This is a genomic window from Methanolobus sp. ZRKC2, assembly GCF_045291185.1.
In the GTDB taxonomy this organism is placed as follows: domain Archaea; phylum Halobacteriota; class Methanosarcinia; order Methanosarcinales; family Methanosarcinaceae; genus Methanolobus.
On sequence record NZ_CP146980.1, the window covers coordinates 238,387 to 260,244 of the forward strand.

17 protein-coding genes are annotated in these 21,858 nt (G+C 42.2%); 5 read left to right on the forward strand and 12 right to left on the reverse strand.

Annotated features, from left to right (window positions below):
* Position 1: 1 nt before the first annotated feature.
* The 7 genes from V7O62_RS01040 to V7O62_RS01070 form a co-directional block, all read right to left on the reverse strand.
* Positions 2 to 1,126 carry a uroporphyrinogen decarboxylase family protein gene (locus V7O62_RS01040; RefSeq protein WP_406657162.1) on the reverse strand — a complete coding sequence of 375 codons (1,125 nt, stop codon included), beginning with the start codon at positions 1,124 to 1,126 and terminating at the stop codon, positions 2 to 4.
* Between the two features lie 12 nt (positions 1,127 to 1,138).
* Positions 1,139 to 2,749, reverse strand: coding sequence for a TCP-1/cpn60 chaperonin family protein (locus V7O62_RS01045; RefSeq protein WP_406657163.1), 1,611 nt, complete (start codon positions 2,747 to 2,749; stop codon positions 1,139 to 1,141).
* Complete coding sequence (locus V7O62_RS01050) at positions 2,746 to 4,680, reverse strand: hydantoinase/oxoprolinase family protein (protein WP_406657164.1); 1,935 nt, start codon at positions 4,678 to 4,680, stop codon at positions 2,746 to 2,748. Before V7O62_RS01050 ends, V7O62_RS01045 begins: the two co-directional genes overlap by 4 nt.
* A gap of 160 nt (positions 4,681 to 4,840) precedes the next feature.
* Positions 4,841 to 6,745: a methyltransferase cognate corrinoid protein gene (locus tag V7O62_RS01055; RefSeq protein WP_406657165.1), complete on the reverse strand. Its 1,905-nt coding sequence runs from the start codon at positions 6,743 to 6,745 to the stop codon at positions 4,841 to 4,843.
* Between the two features lie 353 nt (positions 6,746 to 7,098).
* Positions 7,099 to 7,884 carry a helix-turn-helix transcriptional regulator gene (locus tag V7O62_RS01060; protein ID WP_406657166.1) on the reverse strand — a complete coding sequence of 262 codons (786 nt, stop codon included), beginning with the start codon at positions 7,882 to 7,884 and terminating at the stop codon, positions 7,099 to 7,101.
* On the reverse strand, positions 7,881 to 10,430 hold the full coding sequence (locus tag V7O62_RS01065; protein WP_406657167.1) for a GAF domain-containing protein: 2,550 nt from the start codon (positions 10,428 to 10,430) through the stop codon (positions 7,881 to 7,883). The genes V7O62_RS01060 and V7O62_RS01065 overlap by 4 nt, the downstream gene beginning before the upstream one ends.
* Positions 10,431 to 10,697: 267 nt before the next feature.
* Positions 10,698 to 11,111 (reverse strand): DUF6144 family protein, encoded by a 414-nt coding sequence (locus V7O62_RS01070; RefSeq protein WP_406658311.1) that lies wholly within the window; start codon positions 11,109 to 11,111, stop codon positions 10,698 to 10,700.
* 126 nt (positions 11,112 to 11,237) lie between these two features.
* Here V7O62_RS01070 and V7O62_RS01075 point away from each other — a divergent pair, with 126 nt between their 5' ends.
* From V7O62_RS01075 to V7O62_RS01090, 4 genes are all read left to right on the forward strand, one after another.
* Positions 11,238 to 11,834: a flavodoxin family protein gene (locus V7O62_RS01075; protein WP_406657168.1), complete on the forward strand. Its 597-nt coding sequence runs from the start codon at positions 11,238 to 11,240 to the stop codon at positions 11,832 to 11,834.
* Positions 11,835 to 12,337: 503 nt separating this feature from the next.
* Complete coding sequence (locus V7O62_RS01080) at positions 12,338 to 13,477, forward strand: glycine betaine/L-proline ABC transporter ATP-binding protein (RefSeq protein WP_406657169.1); 1,140 nt, start codon at positions 12,338 to 12,340, stop codon at positions 13,475 to 13,477.
* On the forward strand, positions 13,477 to 14,310 hold the full coding sequence (locus tag V7O62_RS01085) for an ABC transporter permease (protein WP_406657170.1): 834 nt from the start codon (positions 13,477 to 13,479) through the stop codon (positions 14,308 to 14,310). Before V7O62_RS01080 ends, V7O62_RS01085 begins: the two co-directional genes overlap by 1 nt.
* Positions 14,311 to 14,359: 49 nt before the next feature.
* Positions 14,360 to 15,256, forward strand: coding sequence for a glycine betaine ABC transporter substrate-binding protein (locus V7O62_RS01090; protein WP_406657171.1), 897 nt, complete (start codon positions 14,360 to 14,362; stop codon positions 15,254 to 15,256).
* A 130-nt stretch (positions 15,257 to 15,386) separates the two neighbouring features.
* Here the strand turns inward: V7O62_RS01090 and V7O62_RS01095 are convergent, their stop codons facing one another.
* The 3 genes from V7O62_RS01095 to dph5 all read right to left on the reverse strand — a co-directional run bounded on the left by V7O62_RS01095 (position 15,387) and on the right by dph5 (position 18,260).
* Positions 15,387 to 15,668, reverse strand: coding sequence for a DUF357 domain-containing protein (locus tag V7O62_RS01095; RefSeq protein WP_406657172.1), 282 nt, complete (start codon positions 15,666 to 15,668; stop codon positions 15,387 to 15,389).
* 20 nt (positions 15,669 to 15,688) lie between these two features.
* Positions 15,689 to 17,377 (reverse strand): ATP-binding protein, encoded by a 1,689-nt coding sequence (locus V7O62_RS01100; protein WP_406657173.1) that lies wholly within the window; start codon positions 17,375 to 17,377, stop codon positions 15,689 to 15,691.
* Positions 17,378 to 17,456: 79 nt separating this feature from the next.
* The gene (gene dph5 / locus V7O62_RS01105) at positions 17,457 to 18,260 is read right to left on the reverse strand and encodes a diphthine synthase (RefSeq protein WP_406657174.1); all 804 of its coding nucleotides are present in this window, start codon (positions 18,258 to 18,260) and stop codon (positions 17,457 to 17,459) included.
* Positions 18,261 to 18,412: 152 nt separating this feature from the next.
* Here dph5 and thsA point away from each other — a divergent pair, with 152 nt between their 5' ends.
* On the forward strand, positions 18,413 to 20,044 hold the full coding sequence (gene thsA, locus V7O62_RS01110; protein ID WP_406657175.1) for a thermosome subunit alpha: 1,632 nt from the start codon (positions 18,413 to 18,415) through the stop codon (positions 20,042 to 20,044).
* A 500-nt stretch (positions 20,045 to 20,544) separates the two neighbouring features.
* On the opposite strand, the gene V7O62_RS01115 is transcribed toward thsA, so the two are convergent.
* Both V7O62_RS01115 and V7O62_RS01120 read right to left on the reverse strand, forming a co-directional pair.
* Entirely contained in the window at positions 20,545 to 21,150 is a 606-nt protein-coding gene (locus V7O62_RS01115) for a DUF2119 domain-containing protein (protein ID WP_406657176.1), read from the reverse strand.
* An 8-nt stretch (positions 21,151 to 21,158) separates the two neighbouring features.
* Entirely contained in the window at positions 21,159 to 21,833 is a 675-nt protein-coding gene (locus V7O62_RS01120; protein ID WP_406657178.1) for a S4 domain-containing protein, read from the reverse strand.
* Positions 21,834 to 21,858: the final 25 nt, after the last annotated feature.

Consider the following 21,858-nt stretch of genomic DNA (forward strand, 5'->3'; position numbering starts at 1 on the left):
TTTAATCCCCCTGCTTAAAGTATGATTTCATTGATTCTCGGAGAATTTCCACCTCTTCCTGAGGTGTATTCAGTGGAATTTCACATCCGGAGGATAGTATGAATCCCTTATCGGGAGCTGCGGCCAGACAACGGTATACTTCGGCAACAATCTTGTCTATTCTTCCTGAATTGAATGCATATGGATTGATGTTTCCCATCAGGCATATACCTGAATCAGTGAAGTCCTTAAAATCCCTGAAACAATATCTTTCACTGCAACCAATGTGTCTATGATTGTGAATCTTCAGGCAATCGATCCTGTACTTCTCCCCGAGTGCGTCCACATTCCCGAAAAAGAAATTCAAAGCATCAGGTTCAAGAGCTAATTCCAGTTCATGGAATGCATGGTTTGCACAGTTATGCGATATTACATAGCCGCCGCTATCCTGTATGTGTGAATATAATTTCTTAGAGTACTGAAAACCAAATTCTTTGGCCATTTCCAGACTGAAAAGATCCGAAGTGCTGCCACCGTTTTCAATAAATACTCCGTCTGCTCCTGCATCGTGCATCATATCTGCAAAGGTTGTACAACTATCAGTGAGGACATCAAGTAGTGCATGAAAATTATCGGGATCTTTCATCATTTCAATATACATCCTGCTCCCATCCATCAGCTGGGAAGCAAGCATAAGAGGGGTAAGGAGTGCACAGCTGATAAAAACCTCATCTTCAAGCTCTTTTTTAAGCAAGGATATGGACTCTTCAATTGTCTTTACCCTTTCAGAACGTTCTATGGCAACAGGATCTATATTCTCATATTCTTTTGCAGACTTTAAAGGAAAACTGGCTATTGAAGGATAAGCATCTTTCTTGATATTTATTTTCGCTCCTAAAGCCTCCGCTTCCACAAGTAAACATCCCCATGGAGACATTACATTGTCATGGTGATACATTTCCCTTGCTAATACCTGTGCTCTGGCAATGCCTTTTGTAGAATAGTAAACATCCTTCATGCTTGCATTCATCCGCTGGAGTACTGCATCACCGGCCCCGAACCACAAATAACCCAGTGGTACCCTGTCCACTTCTTTTAATTCAAGAGCGTTGATAAAACGTTCCTTTGAAGTCATTTCATCAGGCATTTTAACGCCTCCTTAGGACCTTTTCAATACTATCTTATCAATTCTCAACATATTGCTTACAGCCTCGGTCGCCGCGATAATAGCCATTTGTTTAATGCTGGAAGAATCATATTCCGGAGGGTTGTTGGCAACGACCTTTCGGTTAAGGTCGACCCTGCAGTCGATCCCCTTGTTATAGAAATTGAGCATTTTCGTCATCGCATCAACTTCATTGAGACCCGCGTTCCTTGCAAGTGTTCTGGGAATCTCTTCAAGGGCGTTTGCATATTCGATAACTGCAAGTTGCTCTTTTCCTTCAATAGTGGAAGAATACTGCCTGAGCATCTGTGAGAGCACAAATTCAACATCTCCTCCTCCTTTAACGACAAGAGGATTCTTCAGTATGAATGCAGCATTATTGATGGCATCATCTACTGCTTCCTCCATCTTTTCAAGACCATACCTGAAAGGTTCCCATATCATGATCGTAGATATCAGTTGATCATTGACAGAAAGGAAAAGGAAATGCTCATCATTTCTTTTTCTGACCTTTGCCTCATCGGCAAATCCCAGATTATGAGGCATTATATCCTCCCTGATGGAAAGAATACTTGCACCTGTTGCCTTTGAGACCATCTCCATATCCCTGATTTTCAGTTTTTCGAAAAGCAGAATGCCATTTTTTGCAAGTGATGCCTCTACAGATTCATCCACATCTCCTTCACAAAAGACAATGTTAGCCCCGGAATCAATTATCTTCTGTGACATGACTTTCAAATTTTGTTCCTGTCCCTGCAAGATAAGCTTTGGATCTTCGAGATCACCGATTCTTATATTACGCTGGGAATTTATGATCTTGCTTTCAAATTTCACATTGCCATTGATCATAAGGACGCTTGCATTTTCCAGATGATCAGGCATGTCGGGTCTTGAAGGTGTTTCATCCAGGACCATTCCTGAAATACATTCTATAGAGGGGGAACCTACCTTTTTTACAACTTTGACATAATCGTTCAGATCCATGTAATCATCAGCATGAGTATCCCTGATCTTTGAAAGTGTCTTTAGAACGATATCTGCTATTATCCGGGCCTGGTGGGGTTCAACTCCTTTACTCAGGCTGGCATTCTCTATAACAGAATGCAGATCATTGTCAGAATCAATCCGAATACTTTCATAGTCCAGGATATCGTACACTTTATTCAGGGCAAGCTGGTATCCTTTTATGATCGTTGTCGGATGTAGTCCGTAATCCACGAGCTTAGCAGCATTTTCAATAAGAGAGGCAGCGATGATCACTGCGGTCTTTGTACCATCACCACATACCCCATCCATGGACACCGCAAGCTCTTTGAGGGAAGTGACCACGGGATGCAACACATCGATCTGTTCGATTATGGTCTTCCCATCACTTGTCAGATAAACATCATCTGTGGGACTAATTATTATTTTGCTCGATCCACGTGGCCCGAAAGATGATACAAGAAGATCCTTTATGTCTCTGGAAGCCTGTAGCATCTCATATATCAGATCATTCTCTTCAACATCATCCTTGATCACAATACGATTGCGTACACTTTGACGCAGAGCATTCATATTATCCAGTGCATTCATATTTCCCACATGTTCTATTGAAGTGCTCATATTACCCTCCTTGGAGAACCAACAGCTACCCCTACGATCTTTGTCTCAAGGGGTACCGTTCCAATATTCCCGATATCATTACATTCAAGATCGAACCTGACATTGTCCATACTTAATCCGTAGCCGGACATATACTCTGAAACTGTGCTGTTAACAAGGGAATTGGCCATGTCAAGAGCCTCCTGGTAGTCATCGAATGTTTGTCTTCCTTTTTCAGAGAATACCAGATACTGTGAACTACCCGGGCTTGCAGGTCTTATCAGCACTTCTTCCCTGTACACCACATTACCGACAAGGGCACCTACAGCATTACCCACTTCATGGTACTGCGGAAGCCTTATGTCCGCATCAATGAAATATTTCATATCTTCCATATATGCGGCTACAGGGGCACCCACCATTACCACAGGTGTCTTTATTGTGAATTTCATTAGTTCTGTTCCATCCAGTATTTTTTCCAGATCGTTTTTCTTCACTTTATCTGCACAGTGTGCAATGAGATTGAGTACAATGCCTCTGGCTACGTCTTCTTTGAGTTTGTCGCAGAGATCGAGGGGTTCCATGGAAGCATATTCTGAAATTATCGCGGCTCCCAAAATCGATGCATTGGAATCCCATTTTGTATAGTCACCTGTCACATGCAGGACGTCGGTTGGGGTGAAACCCACCTGTCTTACATATCTTTTCTGTATGAGCTTTCTCAGGATACCTTCGAACATCAGAGGATGCTTATTTGTCCTTGAGGCAATATCTGATATCGAGGAAGGTTTTTCTGTTATAGCATCGAATATCTTCATCTCCTCCACTTCCAGTTCAGAGGCATGCAGGGAATGGGATTTTGCTCCATTGGACATGAAAAATGTTGTTGGCTGGATGATTTCATTCATTATGCGCTTTGAGGCTTTTTCAGCATTCTGCAGTTTACTTATTATGGACGGGAATTCGGCAGCGCAAAGACATAGGGGTATGACCCTGTTAGGTCCGATATGCGTTGTTTCTTTCATCCATACATGACTGTCTCCCCCAATAGCAGAGGTATTCATTTTAATAGCCTTGACCATTGTATCCCAGCCGCCGACAACAGCACCGGAACCGCTGATAGCAGGCATACCACTGAGGATCATAGAGATGTCCGTACTCGTACCTCCCACATCGACTGTCAGGCAGTCCTTAAGATCCGTCAGATGTGCAGCACCCAGCAAGCTTGCGGCAGGTCCGGAAAAAATGGATTCCACTGGTTTTTTTAGTGCCTCTTCTATCTTCACCAGCGATCCGTCACATCTCATCATCATCAGGACCGAATTGATGTTCTTATCCTGCATCACAGACCTTACAGATCTTATGAACTGGTCGATTACCGGGATTAACTGGGCATTAAGAAGTGCGGTCAAGGCTCTTTCGTAGGCCCCAAGGTCCATGGAAAGTTCATGTCCGCAGACCACCGGGAGGTCTGTCAGTTCCTGGATCATCTCTTTAATCGTGAGCTCATGTTCCGGGTTGCGTACTCCAAAATATGATGATATAGCAAATGAAGAAACTTTATTTTTGTTCATTCTTACAAATTCTTTCACTTTCTTCAGATTACCCAGGGATTCCACTTCATTTCCATCAGCATCATGCCCGCCTTCTATGGAAAGGATATGATCTGTGGGAATTTTTCGGGATATATTATAGCCAACAAGTATGAGACCTGCCGGGTATCCTTTCCCCTCCAGCGTTGTGTTGGTGGCGAGTGTGGTGGATACTGAAGTGAATTTCACATTCGCAAGATATTCGGCTTTAAGACCGTTTATTGAATTTATTATGCCCTTAATCAGATCAGGGTAAGTAGTAAGCGATTTGTTTGAATCTATTATTGATCCGTTCTCAAGATCCATGATCACGGCATCTGTATATGTGCCGCCAGTGTCTATGCCAAGCCCGAGATTCATTATTATCACCTTTTATGTGGAGGTGGAGTGGTTTGCCCCATTGTGTAGATGAGGGGGTTTACCACCCTATGGATATAGACCTCATGAAGTGATTTTCAAACTTTTTTTCAAATCACGTATGAGTAAAAAAGGAAAAGCAGGGGGAAGTGATAGTTCCTGCTTATCCGAAATTTTGTTTTTGAAGGTCTGGACCCAGTTCCTTAACTGTATCTACCATTGCCTTCACGGTGGTAAGTGGTCCTCCTGGTGGAATCTCACAACCAGATGCCATGACAAACTTGGATTGCAGCTCGTTCTCTTTGAGTGTAGGAAGAACATCTCTTAGAAGCTGTTCTGTGTCTGTCTTGATCTTCTGCACACCTTCTGCAGAGCCATCCATGAAATCAACAGGGTTGATCTCACCCATGAGGCAACATTCGTGACCATATTGTGGAATAAGGTCTGCCATTCCCTGTGAACCCTTGTTTCTGAGTTTTGGATAGTATGCGTAGCTGTACAGTTTTGTTCCGAACTTTGTGATCTGTGTGTCAAAGTGTACTGCATCTGCACAGTTGTGGATAATGTATGGTTGATCATACTGCTTGAAGATCGGCAAGTGCTGGTCGTATACGAACTTACCGTCGAACTTCCAGTAGTCTTCTTCGTTCATGATCACGTTGTTGGACCAGAGGTTGTCGATACAGAGTGCATTACAGGCACTTTCTTCAAAGAACAGTTCAGATACCTGACAGATGTAATCCGTACATTTCTGGACTGCTTCAAGTACCACATCAGGATGTGTTTTCATGTCCATCAGGACACGGTCAGCACCCATGAGCTGAGTAAGTGTAAGAAGTGGTCCTTCGTGGAATCCCACAAATGGTGTGTTGAGTTCCTTGTTGAGCTTTTCAGTGGCTGCCTTAGAAGCCATTATAAGCTCATGGGCTCGAGTACCTTCCTTGACTTCAGGAACTTCGATCTGCTCATATGCCTCAAGGTGTCCTTCAGATGAAGGTGTGTCATCTTCAGGGTACTTGATCTTACATCCGAAGTCTGATGACGTAGCGGAAAGGTCTATGAGACCTACAAACATGTCTGTATCCAGGTATTTGGATCCGAGGTAAGCACTCTCAACGAACGCATCGATGTCAGTTGCATACTGCTTGTAGTTGACATCAGCAAACTTCCTCAATACGCCACAAGCTAGCGGATATACAGGTAACCTATCAACCTTTTTGTCACCCATTGCTGCCAGTGTCCTGTCCATATGGGTCATTTCTTCTTTTGTCTTGACAGCTACACTCTCAAAGTCTGAAATGATCTGCTTTGCAGTTTCCAGACCGATGTCTGTCTTTCCTTTAACCGTCTTTTTAGACAGGATATCTCTGTATTTGACCTTTCCAAGTGAGATTTTCTCCTCGCTCCATCTAATTTCAGCAGGATCAAGTTTGCTTACCGCGTCCTTTGCCCATTCCGTAGCTGCCATGGAATCAGAATGCGTAGAGTCTGCACCAACCTGTTCTGCAAATTCAGGGGAAACGGGTGCTCCTCCTACCATTACAATGAGGGAATCTCTGACACCTTCTTCCTGAAGCATCTCAATTGCTTTCTCCATATTGGTCATGGTAGTGGTCATCAAAGCACTCATGGAAACCAGGTCTGCTTTTTTCTCCTTCGCTACCTCTACGAATTTCTCGACCGGCACATCGTGACCCAGATCGACCATATCAAAGCCGGCTGCAGACATCATTGTCTTGACAAGGTTCTTTCCGATATCGTGGACATCTCCCTCGATGGTTCCTATAACACCTATGGAACGCCTTCCGTTACCCTCTACTTTCATATGTGGGGTCAGTATATCCATACCTGCATACATGGCACCGGATGCGATGAGCAGGTGTGGCACAAAGGCTTCACCCTTTTCATACTTGTCACTCACAATAATCATTCCTTTTGCAAGTCCGTCCACAATTGCCTCGTAAGGATCAACACCTCCATCAAGGGCCTTTTGTGCAAGTTCTTCTGCCAGGTCATCGTCTCCTTCGACCACAGCTTCCGCTAATTGGTTTAAGATTGCTGTCTTCATTGTTTTACCTCCAATATTTTAATCAGGCTTAACAGTGAATCTCCAGTTTCCACTGTTAACAAAAAACAGTATCATCTTTGTGTTATATATCATAACCGTTGGTTATTTGTTAACAACGTTAATATTATGAATGCCCTGTCTTTTTGAGAAGGACTGTAATCCTATGAATGAACACTTTTGAATTAACGCTGTTAACAAAGGAAAAGAATCCCAATAAGATTAATAGCTTTAATTTAATTAATGGCTTTAATCTGATGAACACAAAAATAAGCACATTCAAGTATAATCCTTTAAAGTCAAAATGAGTAAAATTATATCCGGAGTACAAATATCTCCGATATGATAGCCGTATTTCAGATATCTGTCACTTCTTGTGCTCCTTCTCTGAAGAATCGGTACATGTCCTCTCCCCACATCAATGCGTTCACTTCAAAGCTCATCATAGCATGATTGTGGAACATGCCTGTTTTATAGAACAGGGTCAGTGAAAGGAATCTGTCTGTTACCACGCTGGAAGCAAAGTCTATATCGTCTTTACAAACAAAAAGTTCGGTATTTTCTATCCCAAGATAATCATGTAATTGTTCGAAATATTCCGTTTCAAATCTTTCAAACACAGACTCAGTTATTATAAGTGAGATTCTGACACCTTTTTTGGCAAGTTCGATGTATTTATAGGGATAAGTCGGACTGAATGAAGAAGAAATTTCCATGATGTATTTTGACTGTATGAGATTGTCAGTGAACTTTTTCGGTAATTCATACATGCGATTAAGTTCCGGCTCAACAACTTCGCAGGAGCCCAGTTCTTCTATTCTCTCAAGAAGGTGTGCCGGAATACCTTTTACTTTATGATTCTCCCAGTATTGTTTATTATCTTCGAAGACCACTAAGGTGTCTAAAAGAGGAATCATTTTTTTTACGATCACTTCTCCGAAGCTAGAGAGCCTGTAATAATCATTCTCATAAAGTATTATGCCTTGGTCAATGAGAATCTTGATTTGTGTCATCATGGCACTTGAAGTGACATTGAGTGTATTTTTAATCTCATCGATGTTCATAGGCCGCTCTATCAGCAGGATGAGGAGATCTTTTCTTTTGTCAGATAGAAAAAGAGTGCCTAAAAGAGCCAATTTCATTTTAACACCTCACGTTTTGACAAATTGTGGGAATCATCTTCCGTAATAGTTGGAAGCTTTATGTGGAATGTAGTTCCTTTACCCTTTTCACTTTCGATCCAAATATCGCCTTTATGTGCAAGGATTATGTCCTTGCAGATATACAGACCGGATTCAAGTCCCTGATACATTCGACTCATTGAGTCTTCCATCTGGTAGAATTTCTGGAAGACATGCGGCACAAGGTCTTTCTGTATCCCTGATCCCGTATCGCTGATCCTCAAGTGCAGATAATCACTTTCTTTATTTACATCTATGTTTATCCTTCCACCTTCAGGAGTGAATTTTATCGCATTATCTATAAGAATTGTCAATGTCTCTGTCAGTTTGTCCTTATCAGATCTGATTGCAGGCAGCCCTTTGGGCACATTCACTTCTAAAGTAATTTCTTTCTCATCTATAAGCAATATCAGATTCATCAAAGCCTCTGATATCAGTTTGTCTACTTGCGTCAGGGAAAAGGTATATTCTATTTTTCCTGCCTGCTCCTGGCTCATATACAGAAGTGAATTTACCAGGCGTTTTAACCTTGCAGAGTTGAGCAACACGGAATTGATAGCCTTTGCCTGTTGTTCATCAACAGACCTGATCATCTCATCATCAAGGATACTGCACTCAGAGTGTTCAGGGCCGTATATATTTTCCAGTCTTTCTGCAATGAATTCTGTTTTCATCCTGTTGATGGACCTTAGCTCTTCATTTGCTATCTTAAGTTCATCGGAATATTGCTTTAAGGCATCTTCTATTTGTTTTCTTTGAATAAGGCTCCACATACCCTGCATCAATAAGGTAAGCTGGCGTAGATCCGATTCATTGTATTCATCTGCTTTGTTGCCGACTCCTGCAACTGCAACGATGTGGTCACCATCGATGATCGGGATATTCATGTGCCTTGAAAGTTTCACGTGATCATCGGGGTATCCTTTTTTCATTGGACTGGGAAGAGAGTAATCATTTGTTATTATGGGTCTGCGCTGCCTTACTGCTTCACCCCACAACCCGGTAGTTTTAATCGGATATACAAAGCGTTTATCTTTTATGCCACATTCTTTCATAGCGCTTTTTGACCAGGAATGCATAATAAGAGCTGTTTCATCCGCATTCATAAATGCAAGGTACCCAAGTGTACTTTCAGTAAGCCTTACAGCTTCTTCTCTTGCAAAGTCTGTGATCTCGTTCAATGACGCACCGGTCATTTTGTTCAGTTTAACAAGCGCTTCCAGCCTTTCTCCTTCGAGATGGTGTATTCTTTCTACTTTTTTGCGTTCACTGATATCTCTCGCAACTGACAGAATAGTTTTTTTGCCTTCAAATAGTATAAATCTTGCACTGATTTCTAACGGTATAATTCGGCCATCTTTGTGTATAGCTTCAGTTTCATATACTGCTCTTCCTTCAGTTTCAATAATCTTCATTAGTTTAGATACACGCCGGACGTCTTTTGACGGAACCATATCGGATGGATATGCACTCAACATCTCATCCCTGCTATAACCCAGGGTATCAACGACAGCCTGGTTCACAGCAATTAATTTTCCAGTGAGATCACTGATGTATATCTGATCGTTTATATTATTGAGGATAATTTTGAGCTTTTGCTCTGATTCAATGGCATCATCCAATACTCTTTTGTTGTTTATTGCGATAGCTGCGAGATTGGCGTTTGCTTTAAGGATATTGATCTCTTCCTTTGTAGGCTTGTGTGGCTCATGGAAGTACATTCCGAATGTTCCAAGGACTTCATTATTCGAACTTATTATGGGTTCACAACAACTGGCCCTCAAGCCTGCCTTAAATGCAATTTCCTTAAGGTCTTTCCAATAAGAATGATTCAATATGTCCTCTACAATAACCCTTTTTCCGGTGTAAACAGCTGTTGAACAGGAGCCAATGCCCTCCCCTATGGGTAGTCCTTCGATAGCTTTTTTGTAGAAATTCGGAAGATGGGGAGAAATAGCATGAACCAGATGTTTCTTTTCCTTGTCCAGTAACATGACAAAACTTATTACTTCCGGCACGATTTTTTCAGTGGATCTCACCAGAAGTGTAAGAACCTCATCGAGACTTGCACCTGCTGCCAGGGATTCAAGAACTTTGTTGCGGCAATCAATAATTGTTTCCGAGAGTTTTCGCTGGCTTATATCCAGGATGATACCTTCGTAGTATCGGATATTGCCATACTCATCCCTGCGGATGATGGTCCTGTCTTCAATGTACCGTATTTCCCCTGATGCTGCCAGTATCCTGTACTCCTGGATGAAATTATCAACATGTGTTTCAGAGTATTCTTTAACCTCTCTGCGTACACGTTTAATGTCATCAGGATGAATAATATCTTCATACTTTAATCCACCAGAAAGAAAATCTTCGGGTGAGTATCCAAACTGTTTGACATTCTCTGAGACAAATTCTACCGGCCACCCCTTTTCCGGCCTCCATATGAAAATTACCACAGGACTGTCATTAATGACTTTTACAATTTCCGAGTTTATATCGAATTGTGTCATTTACTATCATCAAATTATTGTATTAACTAAATGCTTAGGAATAAACCTAAGGAATTATATCAATTACTTGATGTCTAATATATTAGATGGTCAAAGAGTGCTTTGTACTCTGTAAAATAAACAAGCTCTGAGTTGGTTTTCCTCAGAAAGTTCCTTATAAAATCAGCATGTAGATTGATATCTGATTCTTGGATAATTTTTGAAAATCTATCTTTTTAGCATCTAAATTCTGTTTTTATTTAGTTATCTTTTTTAGAAACAGGTAGTTTATACCAGGATTTTAAAACGACACTCAGAATCCCCTGAAAGAACTGTCTTTTCCATCAGTATATCCACATCCCTATTAAGTCCGATTCTGAACTTTTTCTTTAGGTTTCCTAAAGTACAATAACAGAGGGTTGCTGAAGTGTCAGCAATATTTTCATTTGCAAGAGGGCAGTAACATTTATCGAAGACAACATAGACATCATTACCTTCGATTTTGACTCGCCATTGTTGAGACAATTTTTCCAGAAAATCATTCTCATCACTGGAAGTGTTCTTGATTGCCAGTAATCGTTCATCTGTAAGATGAGTAAACGGACAATTTTCACCACATTCTTCCATGATTTTAGTTTTTGTTTTTTCATCCAGATTATTATCCAGGCTTTTAATCAAATGTTTTAACCAGACATGCATAATTTCACTGCTGTTTTCTTTTTATTAGTGATTGTCGGAGTGGATCTGATTTATTTAAATAGTAATAGATAATAAACATGGCAGACGGTTTTTGATATAATAATAGATTTGATAAAGTAAGGTTCTAATATGAATGATGTAAAAATTCTTGGAGTTGGTGGAAGTCCCCGGAAAAACGGGAATACTGATATCCTTCTTGATAGTTTTTTAAAAGGAGCAGAATCGGCAGGTGCTGAAACAAAAAAGGTATTATTGAGAAATTATGCAATTGAGTCCTGTATTGGTTGTGAAGCCTGCAGAAAAGATGGAAATTGCACAAGGTTCCATGACGGGATGGAACTTCTTTATCCTGAAATAGAAGACTGCAAAGGTCTGATCCTTGGTTCTCCCACCTATAATTATAATGTAACTTCATCTATGAAATCCTTTATAGATAGATTATATCCGTACTACAATTTCACAGATATCCGTCCCGGACCGTATTCAAGCAAACTTGGAAACCAGGGACGAAAGGCAATTGTCTTTTCAATATGTGAACAATTAGACATAAAAGAAATGGGATTTGCACTTGAAGCTATGGAAATGCCCCTTGATGCCCTGGGTTATGAGGCGATTGAAAAGTTTCCGGTGACGGGCTATTTCGACAGGGGTGCAGTATCAAAAGATGCTGATATTCTAAAGAAGGCTTTTGAAGCTGGTAAAAATTTAGCATTGAGCCTTCGATAAGAATATACTTTTTATGGGTGCTTTACTATCAATAATCTGCATGTTTCCAGTCATACCTTGAAATAATCATTCAAGGTAAACGTTTTTTCCAATTAGAATACGAGATGTCAGTATCTTCTGTCTTATTGTTCATTATATATTCAATCCCATTTTTATTCGTTCCAGTGTGCCATCGTTTCTTAGTTAATACCCTTTTTTAACATTAATTTCCAGGCAATGGATAATTTTATCTTCTGGATTTAAAGCATTTATAAATAAGTTTCCACGAAATTATAAGTAAAAAGAAAAGGCAAAATAGAGCTTTTTTTGAAAAAAAGAACTTTATTAAGGCAGATTTTTTTGGATATTAAACGAAACACTAATAAAGGATAACAAAATCATAGCTGCTGTTATGGAGGTCCATATTAGGATATTCATACTGAGGTATTACTATTTATGAAAAAAAGATAGAAGTAAAAAACCTTGTTAAAATTTTTGGAAAACATCCCCACAAAGCTCTTTCAATGGTAGAAAAGGGCATGTCAAAACAGGATATTTTCAAACAAACAAAACAGACAGTTGGTCTGTATAATGTTAACTTCGATGTTTACAATGGTGAAACATTTGTACTTATGGGACTCTCAGGCTCTGGAAAATCAACTCTTCTGAGATGTCTCAACAGGCTGATATCCCCAACTGACGGACATATACTCATCGATGGTGATGACATTGCAGGCATGGATACCGGAGAATTGCGCAATGTTCGCAGGAAAAAGATGACAATGGTATTCCAGAGTTTTGCATTGCTACCTCATCGGACAGTAATGGATAATGTCGCTTTCGGATTGGAGATACAGGGCGTTTCAAAGGAAGAACGCTACACTAAAGCCGAGGAAGCTATTGCTAAAGTTGGCCTTAAAGGATATGAGCACAGCACCACCTCCTCACTGAGTGGAGGTATGCAACAGAGAGTCGGGCTTGCAAGAGCCCTTGCAACAGATCCCGATGTCCTGCTTATGGATGAGGCTTTTAGTGCTCTCGATCCTCTCATAAGGGCAGAGATGCAGGATGAGCTTCTTGCTCTTCAAAACAAGATGAAAAAGACTATTGTCTTTGTTTCCCACGATCTTGATGAGGCCTTGAAACTAGGTGACAGAATTGCCATAATGAAGGACGGCTACATAGCCCAGATAGGTACTCCCGAAGAGATACTCACCTCACCTGCTGATGACTATGTTTCAGAGTTTGTGGCAGGAGTGGACCGGGCAAAGATCCTGACTGCGGACAATGTGATGAAACGACCTGAACCTGTTGTTTCTATTAACTCTGCATTGACAGTTGCTACACAACTGATGAAAAAACACGGAATTTCTTCTATTTTTGTTGTCGATCCTGACAAGATCCTTCAGGGAATTGTGCTTATTGACCACGCAGTAGCAGCAATGAAGGAAAAGAAGAAAATCAGTGAAGTAATGATTGTCGATTTCCCAAAGGTGGAAGTCGATACTCCGGTAAAAGACATCATTCCCATGATAGCTGAAAGCCAATACCCTCTTCCGGTTGTTGACAGTGTTGGTAAGCTTAAAGGAATTATTGTGCGTGGCAGTGTGCTTGGCGCACTGGCGATAACAGAAGAAAAAGAAGATGAAGGGGAGGTACAATAATGGAAATGCCAGACCTCAAAATAGGAGAAGGTGCAGAGCTCATCGTTTACTGGGTCGATGATTATTTCGGTTTTCTCCTTGATGCTTTCAGTGAGTTTATAGATATTCTTGTATCTGGACTCAAGGATATTCTGATGTTCCTGCCTCCCATGGTTTTTACAATTGTAGCAGCTTTGCTGGTTTATTTCCTGGCAAAACGAAAAGCAGGAATTGCTATTGGAACTGCAGTAGGCTTCCTGTTAATAGATTCTATGGGACTTTGGAACCTTGCAATAGAAACGCTGGCTCTTGTGCTCTCATCGGCGCTTGTGGCCCTTACCATAGGTATACCATTGGGCATCCTGACTGCCAAGAATGAATTTGTGTTCCACATAATCAAGCCGCTGCTTGACTTTATGCAGACAATGCCTTCTTTTGTTTATCTTATCCCTGCTGTGATATTCTTTGGCCTTGGAAACGTCCCCGGACTGGTGGCAACTGTTGTGTTTGCAATGCCACCTGCGATACGCCTGACAAATCTTGGCATACGGCAGGTACCTGTGGAACTTGTAGAAGTTGCTGACGCCTTTGGAACCACTCCATTGCAGAAACTGGTGAAAGTGGAACTGCCCGTGGCCGTCCCGACGATAATGGCCGGAGTCAACCAATGCATCATGCTCTCTCTTTCAATGGTTGTTATTGCTGCCATGATCGGTGCACGTGGATTGGGATACCAGGTACTTGTGGGCATCCAGAGAGTGGATATCGGTCAGGGGTTTGAAGCAGGCCTTGCGATTGTTATTATCGCGATCGTGCTTGACAGGCTGACCCAGAACCTGACACCTAGAAAATAAAATTAACAGACCATACGGTCTTAATTTATACATAAAAAGTTGTGATAAAATGAAAAGACAAGTAAAACTCCTTGCAGTAATTACTCTGATTGCTGTGCTTGTAATGGTAAGCGGATGTACTGACCAGAACGCAAGTGGAGAATCCGGAACAGAGTTAGAAGAGACTACACAAACAAAAGAAGCTACTATCGGCTATGTACTCTGGGACGGTGAGATTGCCAGTACTAATGTAATGAAAATTGTTCTTGAAGAAGCAGGATATGATGTCGAGATTATTGCAGTTGACGCAGGTGCATTATACCAGGGACTTGCAGACAGTCAGTTCGACTTCACTACATCTGCATGGCTTCCACAAACCCAGAAGAACTACTGGGAAACATACGGAGACGACATCGACAGTGTCGCAGTCAATCTTGAGGACTGCAAAATCGGACTTGTAGTTCCCACATATGTAACCATTGATTCAATTGAGGAACTCAATGACAACAAGGACCAGTTTGAAGGTGAGATCATCGGTATCGACCCCGGAGCCGGTATCATGCAGACAACAGAAACTGCTATTGACAATTACAGTCTTGATTACGATCTCGTTGCCAGCAGCAGTGCAGGTATGGCAGCTGAACTCAAGAACTCAATATCAGATGAAGAGTGGGTCGTTGTCACACTCTGGACACCACACTGGACATTCAACAGCTTTGACCTGAAATACCTTGAGGATCCAAATGGAGTTTACGGCGAAGCAGACCATGTCGAAACACTTGCAAGGGTTGGCCTTGCAGAAGATGATCCCGAACTCTACGGCATCATAGGCAGATTCAACTGGACTCATGATGACATTCAGTCTGTTATGGCTGACCTTGCTGACGGTATGCCTGAAGATGAAGCTGCTCAGAAGTGGATTGACAACAATCCTGAAAAAGTGCAGGAATGGATTGGAGGGAACTGAGTTTCTCTCTGCTTTTTCTTTTTGACAAAACTCTTTTTTAGTTATGTGCAGAATGGAAAGACATTCTGACCACTACCAGAAAAAAATATAATCTTAAGATTTAGGCTGTTCTTCAAACCCAATTTATTGTTCAAATGGTGAATAATACATCGTCATCAACATCGAACAGCCCAAGGCGTGCGCCGGCATCCAGCCATGCATGACCATAACTGAAGCATACCAGTGCATTCACCGGGTCATCACTCTCCATGAAATGAATTCCGTCATTATAGTACGAAGTTGCCATGGTACGATAATCCACAGCTATCTTATACATATGTGATCTTTCGATAGGAGAAACTTCAGCTTTTTGCAATGCTTCCCTCAGTAGTCTCTCATATCTCTTGACCTTTTCATTCAGATCTGCAGGCATGTCAACATCCGATATCAGTTCTATTTTGCTCCGCCGAATATCCTGGTGAATAGCTTACCGCCATCGTTTTTAGGTGGACGGGATGGTTTTCTTTTAGGTGGCGGAGTATTGGCTTCACTCTTTTCAATTTCCGTAGCTTGTGCAACAGGTAGCTGAGATGGTGCTGTTTCCCTTAATACCTGCGTATCAACTTCACTTGCAGTAACCTCTGCAACAGGTGGTGGAGGTGGAGGGGTCTGCATCTGGGCAGCCTTGAGCACATTGACCGATTCACCGCCATGTTTGGATTTGCGTATCCTTATATCAACAAGTATGGGTCTCTCGATATCATTGCTCACAAGCATGGCAACACCAGGAGGCAGTCTCATGAGTTCGTCCTCTACATAAGAGTTGACACCCTCAAGACCTTTGCTGATCGCTTTGAGGTCATTGGGATTTGTCACTTTCATGATTATCTGGGTACCACACTGGGAAAGGACGTTCTTGTCTATCCTTGCCGGACGCTGGGATATGACCATCATTCCCAGGCCGAACTTCCTGCCTTCGGATGCTATTGTTCTTAGAATATCCGTACTCACTGTCTTGCTGAATCCTTTCTCAGGTGCATAGTTATGTGCTTCTTCGATAACGAGCATTCCGGGTGGGACACGATCGAGTTTTCTTGCTTCGAAAAGGTTCGAGCATAATTGCGATACTATCATGCTCTGCATATCAGGGGGAGTACCTTTGAAATCGATAATCGAAACTTTTCCCTTGCGTACAAGAGCCTCGATAGGCGTAGGATTAGGTGAAAGGATATCTGTGTCCCGGATGTTTTCAAGCATGCTGATGACAGTCCATTTTGCCTTGCTCTTGTCGTTGCTGACGGCGAAAATAATGTCATCAATTGTATAGGTCTCCATTTCAGCTCTCAGGCCCTGTATTGCCTCGTAGAGTATTCCAGTGTGTGTCGTTGAAAAGTTTTCCGGGAATATGGATGTCAGATCCTTTACAGTCAGGTTCATGCCATTCAAACGGAATGTTTCATCAGCATCCGGGTTTATGGATTTGTTTGCAGGAGTGTAGACCGTCACTCTGTCCGCATAGGATTTGGGTTTGACTCCATATTTCTTGAAGGTTTCCGAGTCATCAGGTGCCTGCGCCTTAAACGATGCATATTCACTGTGGGGGTCGATTATCAGAAGTGGTATGTCCCTGTCTATAAGTTCTTCAAGTATGACTGCTGCTGTGTAGGATTTTCCGCTACCGGTCTTGGCGAGGATGCTACAGTGTTTCTGCACAAGACTGTTAACACTTAACTGGACTTTGATTCCCGTACCTTCCAGCAGGCCTATGTTCATGTCCTTTCCCAGAAGGCCCAGCACTGAACGGATAAGCCCTTCGTCGGCTACGTACAGCATGTCTCCGGGGCTGAAAGGTATGACCGGTGACCTGAGCATCCCTTCGCTGTCACGGGTACCGATGACGATTACCTCCGCTACTATGCGGTCGTCACTCTTATCTTTCCTCTGGCCTGCTTTTGCCTCTTCAATTGTAAAAGATTCACTTGATCTCGTAATATTGATCACTTGAGCAAGTACCCATCCGTCGGTCTCATGCCATGCCTTGATATATGCACCCCTATGTACGGCGGTGCTGTCCGACACAAGCATTTTGAACTCCAGAGTACCTGTCTCTCCAAAGATAACGCCTACTGAACCTCGAACCATTTTTCATCCCTCAAATTCTTGGTTTCTGGTTATATGTTTCATGTGTATTATTATATTTCCCCTGGCAATTATATTACTTTCAATCTTCAATGGATGACATTATCTCAGGTGGAGCTCCTGCAAGTTTTACAAGTGCTTCGGCTTCTACAAAGTGCAATGCTGCCGGAATTACAACTATATGCAATGGTTCACCGAAATCATGATCCTTTAATTGGTGTACGTACCCTGCTTTGACATTGGGTTTCGGTGAGCCTGCCCGTGCGATTCCAACTGCAATAGCATTATCAATTATTCCTTCACCTCTTTTCTCCTCTACCTGAAGAAGAAGCTCCATTGCCTGGTTTACTGTCATGTACCCCTTTTCCTTGTCGATGTCCAGGAAGATAATGGTGTGCATATTGTTCTCCCTGTTCATTTTTATAGTGTCGTAGGGAGTTTCCGACACGATGGTATTGCCCATGCTGCTTGTATAGGGGTGTGGTATAGTTGATGATTTTCCAAATCGGTAGTTCTGTAAGCCAGACAGGCCGCAGATAGCCGATGCAATAGAGGCTCCATGGATGAGCTTTGTCTCAATGCCTGCATCTTCTGCCCGCAGACGGAGGTCTACGTGGGTTGTGGATACCATTGTGTCTCCGCCGGTAAGGAAAACAACATTCTTCTCCTTTGCATATTCGATCCATTCGGGATTCTGTTCAACGTCTTCCCTTGAGAGCACACTGATGTCTTTTCCATAGAGTTCTTCAAGTCGCTCAACAGTCGTACCCATGAGTACTGAAGTATAGAATTCCACAAAGACCATATCTGCGTTTCTTACGGCCTCAAGTCCCTTTACAGAGATATCTTTTTCATCAAAAAGACCCAGTCCTATGAATGTAAGCATAGTCGGAAAAGGGTTCTTTATATGTTAAAGGTTTTGAATTCAGGTAATTAGAGTCCATTCTCGTAACATTTTTATAGAACCACTCACAGTTAGTTTCACTCATACTTAATGTAATGACATTCATTTAATTTGGTTATTGGAGATCTGGAAGCATGGCAGGACAATATGGCGATCAGCCTGTAGTAATTATCGATCCAAGTAAAGAACAGACTACTGGAAAAGATGCGTTATCAGTTAACATTGCATCGGCGCAGGCAGTTGCAAAGATAGTAAGGTCAACTCTTGGTCCCAAGGGAATGGACAAGATGCTTGTGAACATCATGGGAGATATCACTCTTACTAATGATGGTGCAACTATCCTTGATGAGATGGACATAGAACATCCCACAGCAAAAATGGTCGTGGAAGTAGCCAAGACTCAGGAAAAAATAGCAGGTGACGGTACAACCAGTGCAGTGGTAATGGCTGGTGCTCTGCTTGAGAAGGCACAGGAAATGATCACCCAGGGCGTTCATCCTTCCATTATCATAAAAGGATACATAATGGCAACCGAGAAAGCTCTTCAGATACAGAAGGATTATTCTATCCAGGTCGGGAAGGATGACAGGGAAATGCTTGAAAAGATAGCATTGACCTCTATAACCGGCAAGGCATCTGAAATGGCAAGTGCTCACCTTGCAAAGATATGCGTGGATGCTGTTTATGCCGTTGAGAATGAAGGTAAGGTCAACGTTGATGACGATATTGTAATAGCAAAGGAAATCGGCGGAACCATCAATGATACCGAGCTCATTAACGGTATTGCTATCAGGAAGGAAGCCCTGCACCTTGAGATGCCACACAGGATAGAGAATGCGAAAATTGCGCTTATTGATACTGAAATGGCATTCAGTAAGACCGCAACCAAGTCCAAGTTGCATGTGGATAGTGCTGAGCAGCTTTTAGATTTCAAGGAACAGGAAAAGGCTAATTTCAGGCAGATGATCCAGAAGATCATTGACACCGGTGCAAATGTTGTGTTCTGCTCAAAGAACATGGACGACTATGCATTCCACTTCTTCAAGGAAGCCGGTGTTTATGCAACCAGGCGTGTAAAGGATGAGGATATGGAAGTACTTTCCCACTCTACCGGTGCCGCACTTGTAAGAAACGTGCAGGACATTACATCAGAAGACCTTGGCTTTGCTGAACTTGTGGAGCAGGAAGACCTGCATGAAGAGAAGACCTATATCAAAGGATTCAAGAACTCAAAGACAATGACCATCCTCATCAAGGGCGGTTCAGAACATGTTACGGACAATGTCGAGCGTGTCTTTGATGATGCTCTTCACGTGGTTAAATCCGTGTTTGAAGACGGTACACTTGTGGCCGGCGGTGGAGCCTCAGAGATAGAGGTTGCACAGAAACTGCGTGCATACGCTTCAACTATTGGCGGACGCGAACAGATGGCAATCAATGCTTTTGCATCTGCTGTTGAAGAGATCCCAAGGGCTATTGCAGAAAACTGTGGATTCGATGCTATTGATACCCTGCTGGAGCTGCGTGCAGCGCATGGTAATGTAAAATACGGAGGAATCAACATTGCCACCGGGAAAGTCGACGACATGCTTAACATGGGTATTGTCGATCCTCTCAGGGTCAAGACCCAGGCGATTAAATCAGCTTCCGAAGTGGCTGTCATGATCCTGCGTGTGGATGACATGCTCCGTGCCAGGGAACAGGCCATGATGGATGTAGCGCCTGAGCACAACATCCACAATTACGATATGAGTGGCATGATGTAAAGAGGTTTAAGACCTCTTTATAGCTTCTTTTTTAATTTTTTCTTACTTACAGGGAATCATTTAATCTATTACGTTTTTTATTCTAACAGAAGACCGGATCAAGGGAGCGCTGAACCAGGAAACTTTTGCATTCTTTGCATTTCTGGTAAGAAGAAAATTCGATTAAATTTGAAAGGGCAGATTTCTGCCTTTTCTTTTTCTGATTCTATATCGTTCTGATTTGTCATGAAAGTTGGGTTAAAGATGATTAATCATGATAAATAACCAACACACTTAAATAGTTTCATGTTCTCCTGTATCATGATAAATCATGACAGAATATTACCAAAACAAGACGGATCTCACAAACCTTGCCGCGATGCTGACTACACTTGCAGTTGCAATGCTTGCATACTACTCTCTTTTCAGCTATCATGGCGTGATCTGAAGTTCTGTCATGAAAGCTTCTATTTCCTTTTCCTCCAATCTTTTCTCGGTCTTATCATTGTTTGATAATCTTTTCATAAGATCGGAGTCTCATCATCAGATAATCCGTAGAAATTCCTGTAATCCTCAATGGCTTTTCTGGCCTGTTTCGGATATCGATTGAGCATACACCTCAGGAACTCATCTCTTGATGTAAACTCCTTCATCCTGTTTATTACCTTGCTTGCATACTGTTTTGAAAGGGCGTTCTCTTTCTGTATCTCAAAGGTCAGGCAAAGAGCCTCCTGCGGAAAATATTTCTTGCGGATGGAGGGAGCAACAGACCCCAGAAGGACATCGTGGTCCAGGCGGCTGAAGGCAGGTACACCCACATGTTTAAGCCTGTCAGGTTCGGTGAGTTTCTCAAGATTTTTCGCAGAATAGGAATGTAGTTCGATGTAGACTTCAGGTTTTAATTCCTTCACTGCGTCGATTATTACCTGGCCCATCTCCGTAAAATAGTTATCATCAAGAGTGGAGATGTAGTTTCCTTTACTGACTACCGGAATTATTGCAAGGCTGCCCTTTTCAGGGGTGCTGATATCCTCAAGGATGTCCGTAGTGTCCTTCCATTCGTTCCCGTGAAGCCCGGCCACAAAAAGCCGGACCGGTTTTCCATGGCCAAGCATATTGTATGACATTTTTATCCTCATAAAATAGATTTATCTTCAGTTTTCTCCCCAACCACATAGATCTCCATCTGCTCGGGTTCAATGATTTCAAGTACCCTGACTCCACAGGTCTCGATGCGTGCGAGTATCGGCTTGCGGTTCTTGCAATCTTCCATCTTTACCACCAGCAGGAATTTTCCACCACTTTTAAGCAGAGGTAGCAATCTTTCCAGTGCCTGGACAGAATCAAGTGGTTCAAGGGTCATATCAATGAGCAGCACATCTACCTGTTCTGGTGAGATCTCCTCAAGTGGTGACCTGAAAGCATCGGCAAAAATAACTGAAACATTATTCTTCTCATGAACTATCTTTCCCAGCTCGGACCGGAAATCCTTGCTGAATTCAACACCTTTGATCTCTGCAACTATTTCCGAGGCAAAGAGCAGAAATCCGCCAGCACTTGAGCCGATATCAAGTACACTGTCACCTTCGCTAAGCAGCCCTGTTGCTTCCTGTATCCCCTGGAGCTTGAAGTAACCTTTGGGCATATCAAGACCTTCTTCCACCTCGATATTATCTTCAGCACTGATGTCCTTTGAAGGTTTCCTGATAACAGTTCCTCTAACTTTTACGTACCCATCGAGTATGGCTTTTTTTGCCCGTCCCCTGGATTTGAAATATCCCATCTCTACAAGGTATACATCCAGTCTCATGATTTTCTTAGTAGGAGACTGTAGT